Consider the following 16,869-nt stretch of genomic DNA (forward strand, 5'->3'; position numbering starts at 1 on the left):
TCAATTTTAAGAAAATGAAAAAAATTATATATGCGCTATTCATTATTACAGGGATAACACTTGTAAATAGCTGTAAAAAAACGTTAGATGCACCATCAAAATCTTCGCTGGATGAATCTGTTATTTTTTCTACCCCTAGCTTAGCAGAAGGTTCTATAGCAGGTATATTACAATCATTTGGAGAAACCAATTCGTACAGAGGACGTTTTTTAGTCTACTATGGGCTTAACAACGATACAGAAGTATACAACACCTTAAAAGCGGTTGATGATGACAAAGCAAAACTGTCTAACTACAACTCTAATGTGAACAATAGCCAAATGAACACCACAGATAATGCATGGGCTAAATTTTACGAAGGCATTGAAAGGGCCAACCTGGCCATAAGGGGAATTAGAACTTATGGCAATATAGAAAGTAACCCGGCAATGGCGCAGATCCTTGGTGAAATTTTAACATTAAGGGCTGTTATATACAACGACCTTATAAAAGGCTGGGGCGATGTGCCTGCTCGTTTTGAGCCCATTTCTACCGCCACATCGTATTTGCCAAGAAACGATAGAGATGTAATTTATAAACAATTGTTAGCCGATTTAAATGAAGCTGCAGGTTACCTGCCATGGCCTGGCGAAAATACCACAACAGCTAAAGTAGAGCGCGTAAACAAAGCTTTTGCAAAAGGCTTAAGAGCACGTTTGGCACTGGCCGCAGGTGGTTATGCACAACGCCTGGATGGAACAATAAAATTAAGTTCCGATCCGGAATTATCGCACGATAAAATGTATGCCATTGCCAAAAAAGAATGCCTGGAAATTATTGCAAGTGGTAAATTAAGATTGCTTGGATTTGAAGAAGTTTTCAGAAAACTGAACGAAGAAACCGGTACAGCCGGTTTAGAATCAATGTGGGAAATTCCCTTTAGTGATGGCCGTGGCCGCGTAATTTTTGATCTTGGCGTAAAGCACATCAAAACAGACCAGTACACCGGTCAGAACAAAGGCGGAACAGATGGACCAAACCCGATTATGCTTTACGAATATGAAAATGAAGATGTACGCAGGGATGTAACAGTTGTACCTTATGAGTGGGATGGCGGCGATGGAACCAAAGGTGCAGCGCAGGTACCATCGGCACTTGGCCGTTTATACTTTGGCAAATACCGTTACGAGTGGATGAAAAGAAGGGTAACTTCTACCAACGATGATGGATTAAACTGGATGTATATGCGTTATGCCGATGTAATTTTAATGGCAGCAGAAGCTGTTAATGATATCGACGGTCCAGCTGCTGCAGCCCCATATTTAAAAATGATCCGCGATAGGGCTTTCCCTACAGCGCCTGCAAAGGTTACTGCTTTTATGGCTACAGCTACAGCGTCCAAAACTGCATTTTTCGATGCTGTTGTAAACGAAAGAGCCCTGGAATTTACAGGAGAAATGCTTAGGAAAAGTGACCTGATCCGTTGGAATTTACTGGGCACGAAACTGGCTGAAGCCAAAACTAAATTACAGCAACTGGAAAACAGGCAGGGTAAGTACGCCGCTTTACCTGCTAAAATTTATTACAGAACAGCGGCCAATGGCGAAACTGTAGAAATTTATGGTTTAAAATTCGGTGATACCGATGCGCAGGGTCTTGCTTTAGGCTACACTTCAAATAAAGCCTGGACAATGGTTACAACCGGTGAAACTGTTTCTTACTGGAATGCGCTTTACACCAAAGACCCTAACATGCAGCAATATTGGCCTATATGGCAGGTATTTTTAGATTCATCTAACGGAATGTTAAACAATAAAAATTTGGGCTTATAAACTTATTGGTAATGAAAAGAAATAATATATATATCATCATTTTCTTTCTGATGACCTTAATTGGGTTCTCAGGATGTAAAGATAATGAGCTTGAAGAAGTGACTAAACTACAGGTTGACCGGGTTTTTTCGAGCCCAGGTTTAACGGCAACTATAGTAAATAAAACCGGGGTTAAATTAACATGGAACGCCGTACCAAATGCTACTTCTTATACCATTGAGGTATACGATAATGCCGATTTTACCGGCACACCTGTAAAATCAATTGCCAGTGTTACTGTGGCTCAATTACCCTATACCGTAACCGGATTAATAGGTGATACGCAATATTCAATTAGGGTAAAAGGCGTTGCACAGGGTGTTGCAGATTCCAAATGGGTTAGCACTTCTGTAAAAACAGAACCCGAACAGATTTTTCAAGATATTTTACCAGCTAAACTAACTTCGAGAACAGTTACCTTAAATTGGCCAGTCGGTGAAAATGCCACTACAATATCGATTAATCCAGGTAATATTACACGCCCTGTTACCCCTGCAGAAGTTCTTGCAGGCGAAGTAATATTAACAGGTTTAAGTCCAAAAGTATCCTATACCGTAACCTTATTTTTAGGTTCAACAATTAGAGGAACAAAAACCTTTACTACTCCAGCTGAATTGCCCACAGGAGCTGATGTTGTGATTTTATCTGCAACTGATGATTTGGCAGCAATGATAACCGCCGCTACAAAAAGCACAAGATTTGTAATTTTGGAAGGCACAAAATATAACGCCGATGTTGCCTTTACATTACCAGCCGGAATAGATATCAGTATAATTGGTGAGGTTGCTACAGTTAAACCCATTATCTCTTTTACGCAGATTATTTTACCTACAATGGGCGGGAAACTGCGCTTTGAAAATGTAGACATCACAGCTTATGCAAAAGGCGATGAAACAACAACCAGACGTCAATATCTAATTAATCAAAGTCTCGCCACCAACATGGATGAAGTGTCTTTCGAAAATTGTAATATCAGGCATTTTGTTAACTCGCCTCTTCGTATTCAAAGCACAAATGCAATTACAATCAATAAAGTTATTGTAAACAACTGCATAATTGATAATATTAGTATAGCCGACGCTGGCCCGGGGGTTGGTAACTATGCTTTTATTAACTCAAATGTAGCTACTGGCAAAATCAATAATATTACCTTAACCAATAATACCTTTTCAAATATCGGCTTTGGCTTGATTTTGCATAATGCAGCACCATCCCTTAGCGTGGCCATAGAAAACAACACTTTTTACAATGTAGTTGGAGATGGCAGGTATTTTATTGATTATAATGCGCAAACCATTTCAGGTGGATTCTCGTTCAAGAATAACATAATTACCAAAACAATATCACCAGCAGCAACTGCAAGAGGCATAAGATCTGCAACAGCCCCGACTGTGACAAATAGTTACCAAACCTCAGATGTGGTATTTACAGCTAATGCGATTCCTGGTATTACAGCTTATGCCGGAACGAGTGCTACATTATTGACAGCTCCAACAACTAAGAACTTCAAAATAAAAGACGATGGTTTTGTGGGGAAATCAACCTCTGGCGACCCTAGATGGAGATTGTAATTTTATTAATTCATTTTTAAAGGCAGAACCCGTTTCTGCCTTTTTTTGTTGAAATTCACAGTAAAGAATTATTGTAATCATATGGCAAAATCAACCATAACCTACATTGCCGCTGTCTTGATTTTTTATGTCTGCATTTTCTCGAAAGTTTATGCTCAAGACCCTAAATATCCTTCAGAAATAACCGTTGCACAGGATGGCAGCGGAAATTACAAGACCATCCAGGGGGCTGTAAATTCGGTGAGGGATTTAGGCGAGAAAGAAGTTAATATCCATGTTAAAAATGGCATATATAAGGAGAAATTAATTATTCCTTCGTGGAAAATCAGGATTTCGATTATTGGAGAAGATATCGATAAAACCATAATTACCTTTGATGATTATTCAGGGAAGGCCAATTCATCAGGTAAGGATGCTTTTGGCAATGCTAAATTGAGCACCTATACGTCATTCACTGTATTGGTCCAGGGCAATGATATCCATCTCGAAAACTTAACCATTATCAATTCTGCTGGCCGCGTTGGCCAGGCTGTTGCGCTGCATGTAGAAGGTGATCGATTCATCGCAAAAAACTGCAGGTTTCTGGGCAATCAGGATACGCTTTATGCCGCTACTGAAAATAGTCGTCAATATTATCAAAACTGTTATATTGAAGGCACAACCGATTTTATTTTCGGCAAGGCCACAGTGGTCTTTCAAAATTGTTCCATCAAAAGTTTAAGCGATTCTTATGTTACCGCAGCTTCGACCTCCGCGCAACAGAAATTCGGATTTGTTTTCATAAATTGTAAGCTCATTGCAGATGAAACTGTAACCAAAGCGTATCTGGGCAGACCATGGCGGCCTTATGCAAAAACGGTGTTTATTACTTGCGAGCTGGGAAAACATATTTTACCCGAAGGCTGGAATCCATGGAAAGGCGATCTGATGTTCCCAGATAAGGAACTGACCGTATTTTATGCAGAATATAAAAATAAGGGGGATGGTGCCTCGCCCAGAACAAGATTAGCCTGGACGAAACAGCTTACTGATAAAGAGGCCAAAAAATATACTTTAAAAAATATATTGAGCGGATCGGATCAATGGAATTCAATCACAAATTAATTAAAATGAAAACGAATTTCCTTAAGATTTTTGCGTCAGCAGCCTTAGCCGTTTTATTCTCTTTTACTTTTGTTCAAAGGAAAACAAAGCTGTACATCATCGGCGATTCTACCGCGGCCAATAAAGAAGAAAAAGCTTATCCAGAAACCGGTTGGGGAATGGCGCTACAGTCTTACTTTAAAACCGATATTACGGTTGATAACCGGGCTTTAAACGGAAGAAGTACCAAATCCTTCAGGGCTGAAAAATGTTGGAACCCAATTTTAGCACAACTAAACCCAGGTGATTATGTTTTTATAGAATTTGGACATAATGATGAAAAAGTTGATAAACCTGCCGTAGGTGTTTCTTTAGCTGATTTTAAGATCAACCTGGTGAATTATGTAAAAGAAACCCGGAGCAAAAAAGCATTTCCTGTTTTATTAACGCCCATCTCCCGCAGAAGTTTTAAAAACGGAGTTCTGATCGACTCGCATGGCGATTACCCAAGCGTAACCCGCCAGGTCGCCGACTCGTTAAATGTTCCTTTAATTGATATGCTGGCGAAAACAAAAAGTTTACTAACCCGTTTGGGCGAGGAACCATCCATTAAATTATTCAATTATGTTGATTCAGGGAATGTAAACTATCCTAATGGCAAAAAAGACAATACACATTTAAGCCCGGAGGGAGCGAAACAGGTAGCAGGTTTGGTAGTGCAAGGGATAAAAGAGTTGAAGTTGAGTTTGATAAAGAGTTTGAAGTAAAAAATATAGTTGTCATCCTGAACGCAGTGAAGGATCTTTTTTTACCACCGAGTGCACCGAGAAATTCACTAAGTAAACAGAGTTGGGCGTATAAATATGATCATCGTCCTCGTTTGCAACGAGGATGTCTGAGAATGGCGATTGTATCGCCAATAGCATAATACCGCATTACAAATGCGGATCTCGCTAATCCTCGTTACAAGCGAGGACTATAGACAAAAAGCCGCAAATCCATGATTTACGGCTTGCTTTTTATAAACCGGTTCTTTAAAAAACATAATTTGTCATCCTGAACGCTAGTGAAGGATCTTTTAGTTAAGCGTACTAACCTCTCAAATAATCTAATCTTTAAGTGATAACTTAATTTGGGTTCTGCCTTTCATCGTTTGGGGATTCTTCACTGCGTTCAGAATGACAGCTAAGAATACAAAACAAAAAGCCGCAAAACACAGATTAACATCCATGTTTTTGCGGCTTGTTTATTATAACTAATCTTTTAAAAAATATACTTCGTACTTAAAAAGTTAGAATCATCACCTCTCACAATTTCGTTCAGTAATTTTTTATTATCTTCAGTAAACTTAGTGGCTACTAAAGAGCGGATCGAGAATGAACGCAGGGCATCCACTACAGAAAGTGTTCCTTCGGCACTGTCTTTACGACCGGTGAAAGGGAACACATCTGGCCCACGCTGACATTGGCAATTGATGTTTACACGACTCACCTGGTTAACCAAAGGATCGATCAACGAAGAAATTACCGCAGCATTGTTACTAAAAATACTCACCTGCTGGCCGTGTGGCGAACCGATTAAATACTCGATAGGTTCCTCCAGATCATCAAACGGAACAACAGGAACAATCGGACCAAACTGCTCTTCGCGGTACAGTTTCATGTTGCTGTTTACCGGATAAACAATCGCAGGATAAACAAAAGTTTCTAAAGTCTGCCCACCATTTTTGTTCACCACTTTCGCCCCGTGCGAAACGGCATCATCAATACATTCTTTTAAATACTCGGGCTTGTTCAGCTCAGGCAGCGGTGTAAGGTTTACACCTTTTTCCCAAGGCATGCCAAATTTCAGTTTTTCTACTTCTGCAGATAAACGTTTTAAAAATTCCTGTGCCAAACTGCGGTGTACATAAACGATTTTAATGGCTGTACAACGTTGGCCGTTAAAAGAAAGTGAACCTAAAACGGTTTCTGAAACCGCTAAATCCAGGTCAGCATCTTTGGTGATGATCGCTGCATTTTTGGCATCTAAACCTAAAATAGCCCTTAAACGGTTTACTTTAGGGTGCAGTTTTTTAAGTTCGTTGGCAACCTTACTTGAGCCAATTAAGGTAAGTACATTAATTTTTCCCGATTTCATTAATCCCGGAACGATGGTATTCCCACGACCATAAATCGTATTCACCACACCCTTAGGAAAACTGGAACGGAAAGCCTCCAATAAAGGATAGTGCAACAAAGTACCATGTTTAGGTGGTTTGAATAAAAGCGTATTGCCCATAATCAAAGCCGGAATCAATGTAGTAAAAGTCTCGTTTAAAGGATAATTGAAAGGCCCCATACAAAGTACCACTCCTAAAGGAGAACGGCGTACCTGGGCCACAATACCCTGTTCTATTTCGAAACGTGATGACTGTCTGTCGATATCTTTCAATGCATCGATGGTTGCGTAGATATATTCAACTGTACGGTCGAACTCTTTTACCGAATCGGCATAAGATTTTCCGATTTCCCACATAATGAGCTTGGCAACAATCTCTTTTTGCTCAATCATTTTATGCGTAAAGTTTTCCACGCAGCTAATCCGATCAGCAACGCTCATGGTTGGCCATTGCCCACGACCATTATCATAAGCGGCTACAGCTGCATCCAAAGCTTCTGTCGATTCTTTCTCTGTACATACCGGGAAACTACCAATACGCTTTCGTTTTAAGCCTTCAGGGGTTTTTACGCATACTGGAGAAAACACTTCATTAAACGGTCCGTTCCATGGTTTCATCTCTCCATTTGATAGAAACTCCTTTTGATTGATTTCTTCCGTGAGCCTAAATTCATCTGGAATCTGGCCCTCTTCAACGAAAATACTTTCGAGGTTTAGCGTTGTACTCAATTTATTTGTTGTTAGGGTTAAATTAATGTTAAATCTATAGTTTAAGTATAGATTCGTTTGTATAAAAAGGCTGATGGTTCAGAAAGCTTTCTGAACCATCAGCCCTTGGTTTATTTTAATTCGATTACTTTATATTTTGGGACTAAGGATTTCATTACCGTCCAGCCGATTAAATAACATACCGCACAGATGGAAAAGATAATGAAATAACCGGCCTCTTCACCTTTAAAACCCATAAAAACAATCTTGTTTTTGCCCGTATAATCGAACAGCAAACCAGAGCCTTTATTGATGATGAATGAGCCTAAGCCACCCGCCATACCACCAATACCGGTAATGGTTGCAATGGCTTTTTTAGGAAACATATCGCCCACAGTAGAAAATATATTTGCCGACCATGCCTGGTGGGCTGCACCTGCAATACCGATAATGATTACCGGAATCCAGTAAGTAATGTGACCTAAAGGTTGCGCCGCCAAAGCCAACAGTGGGAAAAATGCAAAAATTAACATGGACCTCATTCTACCTTCGTAAGGATTCATACCTTTTTTATCAACGAAATAAGTAGGCAACCATCCTCCGATAATCGAAAGCAGCGTAATCATGTAAAGCACAAATAATGGTAATGCACTTTGAGTAGAATCCATTCCGTAAACCGATTTCAGGTATGCTGGGGTCCAGAATAAAAAGAACCACCAAACCCCATCGGTCATAAATTTACCAAAAGCAAATGCCCAGGTCTGTTTGTATTTAAAACAATCGATAAACGAAACTTTTTCTTTGGTTTCTTCAACATAATCAGCCAATTTCCGGTCGTTGATAACATCCTGCTGGATATAAGCCAGTTCCTCCGCGCTAACCCGCTTATGCAACTCTGGTTTATTGTACACAAAAACCCATAATCCCATCCACACAAAACCCAGTGCACCGATAATAATGAACGACATTTCCCAACCATAAGCTTTGGCAATAAAAGGAATGGTAATAGGGGCAGCCAATGCACCAACCGTAGCACCGGCATTGAAAATACTGGTTGCAAATGCCCGGTCTTTTTTAGGAAAATATTCGGCAGTGGCTTTAATTGCTGCAGGAAAGTTCCCTGCCTCACCAACCGCCAATACAAAACGGGCAAAAATAAAGAGGGTAACACTTACCGAAACCACTAAACCGGTATCGTTAATACGGGCAATAATTTCTTTTGCGCCTTCAAAGCCTACAAACCAGTTACCATTGATAATACCTGCAGTTGCAATACCACAGAAAGCATGTAAACAGGCTCCAATCGACCAAACACCGATGGCCCATAAAAAGCCTTTTTTAGTATCCAGTTTATCAACTAAACGTCCTGCAAAAAGCATCGATATGGCATAAAAAATAGAGAACAGGGCCGTTATATTTCCATAGTCGTTATTGTCCCAATGAAATTCCGGTTTAATAAAATCTGTCCAGGTTAACGAAAGGACCTGTCTATCTAAATAATTTATCGTAGTGGCTAAAAATAACAGCAAACAGATGGTCCATCTATATTTGCTTGTTTTGGGTTGGTTCATTTGGTTAGGTTTGTTAAATTTTATTTGCTCTGCTGAATTAGATCGAGCGCTAATTTGGTATTGTCGAATAACTCCTCGTAAAGTCCTTTACTCATCACGTCTTTACTGATTAATTTACTGCCCATACCAACCGCACAAACGCCAGATTTAAACCAGGTTTTCAAGTTATCAGCATTAATTTCTACTCCACCTGTAGGCATAAACAGCTGCCCGGCAAAAAGATCTTTGATAGATGAAATAAACTCAGGGCCTAAAATATTGGCAGGAAAAATTTTGATCAGCATGGCTTTATGCTCTTGGGCTACACTGATTTCAGTCGGCGTCATACAGCCCGGAATCCACAGCATACCGATTTTGTTTGCAATTTCGGCAACAGCCGGATTTACGATCGGTGCCACAATAAAATCCGTTCCTGCCTCGATAAAAGCATTTGCATCAGCAGGGGTTTTAATGGTTCCGATACCCAGATAAAGATCTGGCATCTCTGCATCGCGGATTTCTTTTAACTTTTTAAAGTTCGGCAGGGCCGATTTACCACGGTTGGTATATTCGAAAACACGTACACCCGCTTTATACAAAGTGCGTAATATTTCTACACTACCCGATTCACTATCCTGGTAAAAAAGCGGTAACATGCCTTGTTCTAATATGGCATCTAAAATTTTGTGCTTGTTGCTAATCATTGCGTATTATTCTTTTTTCTATATCAGCTACGGTACTGGTTGTAGCATCACTTGGAATGTATAATTTATCGTATGCTGCTGCTGTGGCAAAATTTAAGGTTTCTTTGACTGATAACTGGTTGTAAAAACCGTAAATCAGGCCAGCCATAAAACAATCGCCACTGCCCACCTTATCTACAATCTCTTCAGAAATATATTCTTCGGAAACAGTCAGTTCATCAGCGGTATAAATAGCTGTATAATACCTGATGCCTTTGCCATGATCAAATCTGAAGGTATTTGCTACTGCTTTGCAAGCCGGAAACAAACTTAATATTTCTTTAGAAGTATCTGTTGCCTGTTGCAGTAACGTTTCTTTTGCATAACCCTCTGTTGGTGTTAAATCTTCGTGCAGCGCAGTACCCAACATTTTATTGGCTGCCCAAACATTACCCATAATCAGGGTACAATATTGAGCCAGCTCTGGTAAAACATCAATGGGATCTTTACCGTATTTCCAAAGTTTGGCGCGATAGTTTAAATCAAGCGAAATGGTAATATTTTTTGCATTTGCTGCCTTTAAAGCTTCTAAACAAACATCAGCAATAGATTGGTTGATTGCAGGGCATATCGCACTGAAATGGAACCAGCTTACATCTTCAAAAACTTCATCCCAGTTGATCTGGCCAACCTTTAAATTAGCATAAGCAGAATTTGCACGATCGTAAATTACACCGGCATTTTTAAGGTCTTTCCCCTTCGAAAGATAATATAAACCTAAACGTTCACCATGGTAAACCATTGGCGTGGTATCGATATTACGGGCATCAAGATAATCTACAATTTCGCGGGTGACCGAATTATCGGGTACAGCCGATAAATAGGCCGAAGGAACATTCCAAAGGGCAAGTGCAGTAGCTACATTCAGCTCTGCACCACCCACATAAAACGGAAGTTTATTTTCTTTTAACCAGGCACCATCCATATCGGGGCAGATGCGTAACAGGATTTCACCAAAGCTTAAAACTTTTTTTCCTTTTTCTGATGAAGCGAATATTTGGGTGCTCATTTTTATATTTTATCGGCATATTTCATGCTGTTTTCTGCAACCGCATAAAAATGGAAGGAAAACGATTGAAATGATTTGATTCCAATGAAATACCCTCCTAAAGCCTTATTTTGGGTTAAAATTTAAAGTAATTTTTTGCGTTAAAGTACGAAATATCCTGAACAATCTTGCCCACCCATTCCAAATCGTTAGGCAATTCGCCGTTCTCAATATCATCTCCAAAGAGGTTACAAACAATCCTTCTGAAGTATTCGTGGCGTGGAAAAGAAAGGAAACTGCGCGAATCGGTAAGCATACCTACCAGGCGGCTTAAAAGCCCCATGTTGGATAGTGCGTTTAACTGTTTGATCATACCGTCCTTCTGATCCAAAAACCACCAGGCAGAACCAAACTGAACTTTACCCGCAACCGAACCGTCGTTAAAATTACCGATCATGGTGGCAATTAATTCGTTATCGGCTGGATTAAGATTATAAATAATGGTTTTGGCTAATTTATCCTGATTATCCAAACGGTTCAGGAATTTAGAAAGCATACGGGCCTGGCTAAAATCGCCGATTGAATCCCAACCGGTATCCGGACCTAATTGTCTCAACATACGGGCATTGTTGTTACGCAAAGCACCAAGGTGATATTGTTGCACCCAGCCTTTTTCGTGATCCCATTCTGCAAAATAAACCAGCATGGCCGATTTAAATTTCAGGTTTTCCTCGTAAGAAATATCTTGTTTAGCGCGAATTTTATCAAAAATGGATGAAATTTCGGCTTCAGTATAATCCTCGGCATAAATCTGCTCTAAACCATGATCGGAAACTGAACAGCCATTATCTGCAAAGTAATCGTGACGGCTTTTTAAGGCATTAATATAATCCTGAAAACTGCTGATGGTTTTATCGGCAACGCTTTCTAACTTGTTAATATATTCATTTAATCCCTCAATATCATCACTATTCATTGCCTTATCCGGACGGAAAGCAGGTAACATTTTCAAATTCGCACCTTCTCTTGCCAACTGCTGGTGAAAGTTTAAGCTATCCAACGGATCATCGGTTGTACAAACAGCTTCGACATTCATTTTGGCCAGCAAACCACGTACAGAATACTCCGGAGTTTGCAATTTTGCAGAACATTCGTCATAAATTTTCTGTGCCGTTTTGCCCGAAAGTAAATCGGTCACACCGAAATAACGTTGAAGCTCTAAATGTGTCCAGTGGTATAATGGATTACGCAAAGTATAAGGAACAGTTTCAGCCCACTTCTCAAATTTCTCATAATCTGATCCAACACCTGTGATGTATTTTTCATCTACACCATTGGCACGCATGGCCCTCCATTTGTAGTGGTCGCCGGCAAGCCAAACCTGACTGATATTGGCAAACTGGGTATTATTGGCGATCTGCTCCGGAATAAGGTGATTATGGTAATCGATAATCGGCAATGATTTTGCAAAATTGTGGTAAAGCTTTTCTGCTGTTTTGCTTTGCAAAAGAAAATTTTCGTCTAAAAAAGATTTCATACTATATGATTTGAGACATTAGACAATCGTTTAAGCTGATCAGAACGAATATCTATTAATTTTTTATTTAGCCCCGATCTGTGTCCTCACAGATCGGAATTGAATTTATATTTATCTATTGGTGGTCTGTGAGGACACAGACCACGGCGATTTGAAATATTTTAAGGCTTCATACAGGCCTGCACCTAAGACTCTGGACTACAAACTAACTCCCCTTTTCCATGGAATAAAATCATCCTGGTTGAGCAACACTGCCTTAGGGATTACTTCGCCACTGGCCGCTTTAATGCAATATTCCAGAATATCTTCTCCCATTTGTTCTATGGTTTTTTCTCCTTCGATTACCGGACCACAGTTGATATCGATGATATCACACATGCGTTTTGTCAATGCATTATTGGTTGAAACCTTAATGGTCGGGCAAACCGGGTTTCCCGTTGGTGTGCCTAAACCTGTGGTAAACAAAATTAAAGTTGCACCCGATGCTGCTTTACCAGTGGTGGCCTCTACATCATTTCCAGGCGTACAAACCAAATTTAACCCTGGTTTAATTGCAGGTTCGGTATAATCCAACACATCTTCTACTGGTGAGGTTCCGCCTTTTTTAGCTGCTCCGGTACTTTTAATCGCATCGGTAATTAAACCATCTTTGATATTTCCCGGCGATGGATTCATAAAAAATCCGGAACCTACATTTTCCGCAGCCTGGTTGTAAGCCGTCATTAACTGGATAAATTTGCGCGCGGCTGTTTCATCTTTTGTACGATCGATTAACTGTTGTTCGGCACCGCAAAGTTCAGGGAATTCGGCCAAAAGTACCGTTCCGCCCAAAGCCACCAATAAATCGGACGTATAGCCTACAGCAGGATTGGCGCTTATGCCACTAAAACCATCGCTACCGCCACATTTTACACCCAAAACCAGTTTGCTTAACGGCGCAGGCTGACGTTCTATTTTATTGATTTCGGTTAAACCGATAAAGGTTTTACGGATGGCTTCCTTAACCAACTGTTCTTCGCTCTGCGATTGCTGCTGCTCAAAAATAAATAGCGGTTTATCGAAATTCGGACTGCGCTGTTTTAAATCGTCCATAAAATCTTTAACCTGTAAATTCTGACAGCCCAGGCTCAACACGGTTACACCAGCCACATTGGGATGATCGGCATAAGCAGCCAAAAGCTTGCTCAACACAGCGGCATCCTGACGGGTGCCACCACATCCACCCTGATGGTTTAAAAACTTAATGCCATCAACATTTTTAAAAACACGGTTAGCCGATGGATTGGCCAATCCGATAGAATTTGGATCGGCCTCTTCTAAAATCTCGCCGTTTTTATAGGCCTCTACCAACTGGTGGGCATACGATTTATATTTATCGGTTACGGCATAACCCAATTCGTTGTGCAAAGCCTCACGGATGACATCTAAATTGCGGTTTTCGCAGAAAACAGTCGGGATAAATAACCAGTAATTGGCAGTTCCAACACGGCCATCGCTACGGATATAACCATTAAAGGTTCTGCCTTCAAATTTGGAAACATCGGGCGCATGCCACTCGTAATGGTATGGACGAAATTCGTAAGGATCGGAAGCATGTTTGGTATTTTCGGTATCCATTAAACCACCTTTGAGGATGAAATGTTGTGCCTTTCCTACCAGTACGCCATACATAATAATGTGATCGCCTGCATTCATATCCTGCATAAAAAATTTATGCTTGGCCTGGATATCATCCTGTAAAATATATTCCTGCCCATCGTGGATAACGGTTTCGCCTTTTGCAAGATTTTGCAGGGCAACAAGAACGTTATCGTTAGGATGGATTTTTAAAATTCTAGTAACCATTTTAATTTGTTCTTTCTGAATGCAAGTTACTTAAAGTTTCTTTTGCACCCTTATTTTGTAATAATTCAACGTATGATTTTACGGCTGCGTTAAAGCCGGGGTAATTGTTCAGGTTTTTATCCCAAAGGCGCCTGTCACCAAGTGTATTATCTACAACGGTTTCAGGATTTTTCCAGTATTCGTATAACACTTCAGCAAATTCATCCTGTACAGGGAAGGTTTTTCCGTTAGCACTAGCCGTATAAATATCCCCATCTTTGTTCACCTTCATAAAAAGAATATAAGCGGCAACCCCCAAAGCGGTAAGTTGTGGCACTTCATTTTTTAAGGCATAATACCTTCTGATGAGCGGCATGTTGCGCATCTGCATTTTTGAAGTGAAGTTTAAGGTAATGGCCTGCCATTGGTGCTCTAAAAAAGGATTACTGAAACGGTCGACCACACTTTCGGCAAAAGCCAGGGCTTCATCGTAAGTAATGTCTTCATTTACCACAACAGGAGCAATTTCCTCTTTCATCAATTTTAATACGTTGCTGGCGAAATCTTTATCGGCCATCGCCTCTTTTACTGTACTAAAGCCTGCTAAAATGGCCAAACCGCAGCTAATCGTATGTGTGCCATTAAGTAAACGGAGTTTTAGTTCTTTAAATTTATCGATGGAAGGAACAATGAAAATGCCTTTATCTGCTTTTGAGAAGGATAAAACTTCTTTCACTTTTTCGCTTGATGATTCGATTGCCCAAAGCCTGAAAGGTTCGGCCATGATCATGAGTTCGTCTTCGTAGCCTAATTCATTTTGGATGGCTTTTTGTTCTGCCGCCGGAAGTTTTCCCGGCACAATACGATCGACCAAAGTTTTACAGAAGTGATTGGCTGTTTTTAACCAGTTTTCGAAATCCCAGCCCAATTTATTCTGGATAGCAAGATCCAGGACAATCTCTTTCAATTTATCCGCGTTATCGCTGATGAGTTCAGTAGGAACGATCACCATTCCGCTTTCTGCTGAACCATTAAAGGCTTTATATCTTTCGTGCAGAAAGGCCAATAATTTGCCCGGGTAAGATTGTGGCGGATTATCGGTGATTTTATCCTCGCTTTTAACGATTCCAACTTCAGTGGTATTCGAAATTACGACCTGCATTTCTGCCTGATGGGCTGCTTTTAAAATTTCGGCCCAATCTTGTGAAGCCGACAAAACCCGGCTGATTGAAGCGTTGATTGAGTTTTCTTCAACATTAACACCATCTTCAATACCTTTTACACAAAGCGTGTATAAATTATCCTGTTTCGAAAATGCGTCAGCACCACCTCTTGAAGTAGATTTAACAACCAAAACCCTACCGTTAAAAATACCTTTTTGGTTGGCTTTATCAATAAAGTAATCTGGCAGGCCGCGTAGTAAAACACCCGTTCCAAACTGGATTACTTTTTCGGGCAAGGCTAAAATTTCGGCTGTAGGTTTTGTAACCTTGTCGCCGTTAATGTTTTTTAAATTTTCTTTGTTTAAAATCATTTTAATGTGATTTAACCACCAAGACCCGAAGGCACAAAGTGAGATTATAATTTTCTTTTGACGAGTTATGATTTATTTATTTCCCATTTGTGATTAACCACTTCGGGTATTCTTTTTCAATTAATTTTTGCCCCCAGTTGCCGTACCAGGCATAACCGTTGCGCCTTTCTTGACTTAACTCTTCCAATTTTGTTTTAATTGTATGGTCGCGGTCGCCGAAAATCGGGGTATTTTTATCAAGGTCGTAAAAACGCGCCCAGGTGTTAGCTGTATGATCCGCAACCAAAGCTGAAATATTTTTATTCCGATCGAACCGGTAGCCAACTATTTTATAAGTATCAAACCATTTCACTGCTGCTGAAATTGCATTTTTCACTTCTGGTGATGGGTTTTTAAGCCTCATGAGGAAACGCACAATACCCATCGATTCACTTGTGCTTAACGAGGCCGGCTCAAATGCCCTGGCTTTTGCAGGCAACATCGAATCTTTATCATATTGCGCAGCCCAAATGGCTAACGTTCCGTTCTGTTTTACCTGTGTTTTGATAATACAATTGATGCCTTTTGCAATGGCTTTCTCTGCTTTTTTGATATAAGCCGGATTTACTACTTCGAAATCGTTCGTTTGCATGGCAATATCCTGTAAAATGTTAAGAACATTGATCATCGCATCATCGTTGTAAGTAATTTCTGAACGGTACGAAGCTTTATCAGGATAATATTGAGGCCAGCCACCATTGGCATATTGAGCAGATAAAATATAATCCAATCCTTTTTCAGTTGCCGTTAAATAAACCTTATTCTGTGTTTTTTTATAGGCTTTTACCAGGTAAACCACTTCTCTGCTGGTGGCTTTATTATCGAAAGTAGCATGTAAATCTTTAGTGGCTTTTATTTTGGCCAATAAATCAGGGGTTAAAGCTGCACCATAGTTAACCACACTTTTATCATCCAGTTGCTTTGGCCAGCCACCATTGCCTAATTGATAAACAAGCATTTTATCTGCCGTAGAATCGGTAGGCTGCTGGGCATAACACGATAGTAATAAAGTGTTGCAGACTAGGGTGAACAATATTTTTATTTTCATCATTTTGTTTGTCCGTGGTCCAGACCACTAATTTTCTTTTTGTTTACATGTACCATGGTTTTTGTTTGCCACGGAGGCACGGATTAACACGGAGACTTTTCTTTTTTATTCGCCATGGTTCGTGTCTCCATTCCGTGGTCTGTGTCCACACAGACCATTAGATATTTTTTCCATCGCTCTGCCAGCGTCTTCCCTGGCTAATTATTTATCTGTGTTCATCCTTTTCATCTGTGG

12 protein-coding genes are annotated in these 16,869 nt (G+C 40.2%); 4 read left to right on the forward strand and 8 right to left on the reverse strand.

Translation table 11 applies throughout. The features are described from left to right. Positions 1-14 precede the first annotated feature (14 nt). From IM793_RS00525 to IM793_RS00540, 4 genes are all read left to right on the forward strand, one after another. A complete protein-coding gene (locus tag IM793_RS00525) occupies positions 15-1,811 on the forward strand; it encodes a RagB/SusD family nutrient uptake outer membrane protein (RefSeq protein WP_193419248.1) in 1,797 nt (598 codons plus the stop codon). Between the two features lie 11 nt (positions 1,812-1,822). Further along, the gene (locus IM793_RS00530; RefSeq protein ID WP_193419249.1) at positions 1,823-3,421 is read left to right on the forward strand and encodes a DUF5123 domain-containing protein; all 1,599 of its coding nucleotides are present in this window, start codon (positions 1,823-1,825) and stop codon (positions 3,419-3,421) included. Between the two features lie 81 nt (positions 3,422-3,502). After that, the gene (locus tag IM793_RS00535; protein ID WP_193419250.1) at positions 3,503-4,525 is read left to right on the forward strand and encodes a pectinesterase family protein; all 1,023 of its coding nucleotides are present in this window, start codon (positions 3,503-3,505) and stop codon (positions 4,523-4,525) included. 5 nt (positions 4,526-4,530) lie between these two features. Beyond that, positions 4,531-5,271 (forward strand): rhamnogalacturonan acetylesterase, encoded by a 741-nt coding sequence (locus IM793_RS00540; protein ID WP_193419251.1) that lies wholly within the window; start codon positions 4,531-4,533, stop codon positions 5,269-5,271. A 496-nt stretch (positions 5,272-5,767) separates the two neighbouring features. On the opposite strand, the gene IM793_RS00545 is transcribed toward IM793_RS00540, so the two are convergent. The 8 genes from IM793_RS00545 to pelA form a co-directional block, all read right to left on the reverse strand. Then, positions 5,768-7,393 (reverse strand): NADP-dependent glyceraldehyde-3-phosphate dehydrogenase, encoded by a 1,626-nt coding sequence (locus tag IM793_RS00545; RefSeq protein ID WP_193419252.1) that lies wholly within the window; start codon positions 7,391-7,393, stop codon positions 5,768-5,770. Between the two features lie 110 nt (positions 7,394-7,503). Then, the gene (locus IM793_RS00550) at positions 7,504-8,967 is read right to left on the reverse strand and encodes an MFS transporter (protein WP_370629750.1); all 1,464 of its coding nucleotides are present in this window, start codon (positions 8,965-8,967) and stop codon (positions 7,504-7,506) included. Continuing rightward, complete coding sequence (locus IM793_RS00555) at positions 8,964-9,626, reverse strand: bifunctional 4-hydroxy-2-oxoglutarate aldolase/2-dehydro-3-deoxy-phosphogluconate aldolase (RefSeq protein ID WP_193419254.1); 663 nt, start codon at positions 9,624-9,626, stop codon at positions 8,964-8,966. The genes IM793_RS00550 and IM793_RS00555 overlap by 4 nt, the downstream gene beginning before the upstream one ends. After that, entirely contained in the window at positions 9,619-10,674 is a 1,056-nt protein-coding gene (locus IM793_RS00560) for a sugar kinase (RefSeq protein WP_193419255.1), read from the reverse strand. Before IM793_RS00560 ends, IM793_RS00555 begins: the two co-directional genes overlap by 8 nt. 115 nt (positions 10,675-10,789) lie before the next feature. Further along, complete coding sequence (gene uxaC, locus IM793_RS00565; protein ID WP_193419256.1) at positions 10,790-12,190, reverse strand: glucuronate isomerase; 1,401 nt, start codon at positions 12,188-12,190, stop codon at positions 10,790-10,792. 198 nt (positions 12,191-12,388) lie between these two features. Next, positions 12,389-14,035: a UxaA family hydrolase gene (locus IM793_RS00570; RefSeq protein WP_193419257.1), complete on the reverse strand. Its 1,647-nt coding sequence runs from the start codon at positions 14,033-14,035 to the stop codon at positions 12,389-12,391. Between the two features lies 1 nt (position 14,036). Beyond that, positions 14,037-15,548 carry a tagaturonate reductase gene (locus tag IM793_RS00575; protein WP_193419258.1) on the reverse strand — a complete coding sequence of 504 codons (1,512 nt, stop codon included), beginning with the start codon at positions 15,546-15,548 and terminating at the stop codon, positions 14,037-14,039. 76 nt (positions 15,549-15,624) lie between these two features. Continuing rightward, positions 15,625-16,638: a pectate lyase gene (gene pelA, locus IM793_RS00580; protein WP_193419259.1), complete on the reverse strand. Its 1,014-nt coding sequence runs from the start codon at positions 16,636-16,638 to the stop codon at positions 15,625-15,627. Positions 16,639-16,869 lie beyond the last annotated feature (231 nt).

The sequence above is a fragment of the Pedobacter sp. MR2016-19 genome, from assembly GCF_014947265.1.
Classification (GTDB): domain Bacteria; phylum Bacteroidota; class Bacteroidia; order Sphingobacteriales; family Sphingobacteriaceae; genus Pedobacter.

Bases quoted from the DNA above. Each gene is read 5' to 3' on its own strand.
- IM793_RS00525 (WP_193419248.1), top strand. From the start codon at position 15: ATGAAAAAAATTATATATGCGCTATTCATTATTACAGGGATAACACTT.
- pelA (WP_193419259.1), bottom strand. From the start codon at position 16,638: ATGATGAAAATAAAAATATTGTTCACCCTAGTCTGCAACACTTTATTA.
- IM793_RS00555 (WP_193419254.1), bottom strand. From the start codon at position 9,626: ATGATTAGCAACAAGCACAAAATTTTAGATGCCATATTAGAACAAGGC.
- uxaC (WP_193419256.1), bottom strand. From the start codon at position 12,190: ATGAAATCTTTTTTAGACGAAAATTTTCTTTTGCAAAGCAAAACAGCA.
- IM793_RS00540 (WP_193419251.1), top strand. From the start codon at position 4,531: ATGAAAACGAATTTCCTTAAGATTTTTGCGTCAGCAGCCTTAGCCGTT.
- IM793_RS00570 (WP_193419257.1), bottom strand. From the start codon at position 14,035: ATGGTTACTAGAATTTTAAAAATCCATCCTAACGATAACGTTCTTGTT.
- IM793_RS00575 (WP_193419258.1), bottom strand. From the start codon at position 15,548: ATGATTTTAAACAAAGAAAATTTAAAAAACATTAACGGCGACAAGGTT.
- IM793_RS00530 (WP_193419249.1), top strand. From the start codon at position 1,823: ATGAAAAGAAATAATATATATATCATCATTTTCTTTCTGATGACCTTA.
- IM793_RS00535 (WP_193419250.1), top strand. From the start codon at position 3,503: ATGGCAAAATCAACCATAACCTACATTGCCGCTGTCTTGATTTTTTAT.
- IM793_RS00560 (WP_193419255.1), bottom strand. From the start codon at position 10,674: ATGAGCACCCAAATATTCGCTTCATCAGAAAAAGGAAAAAAAGTTTTA.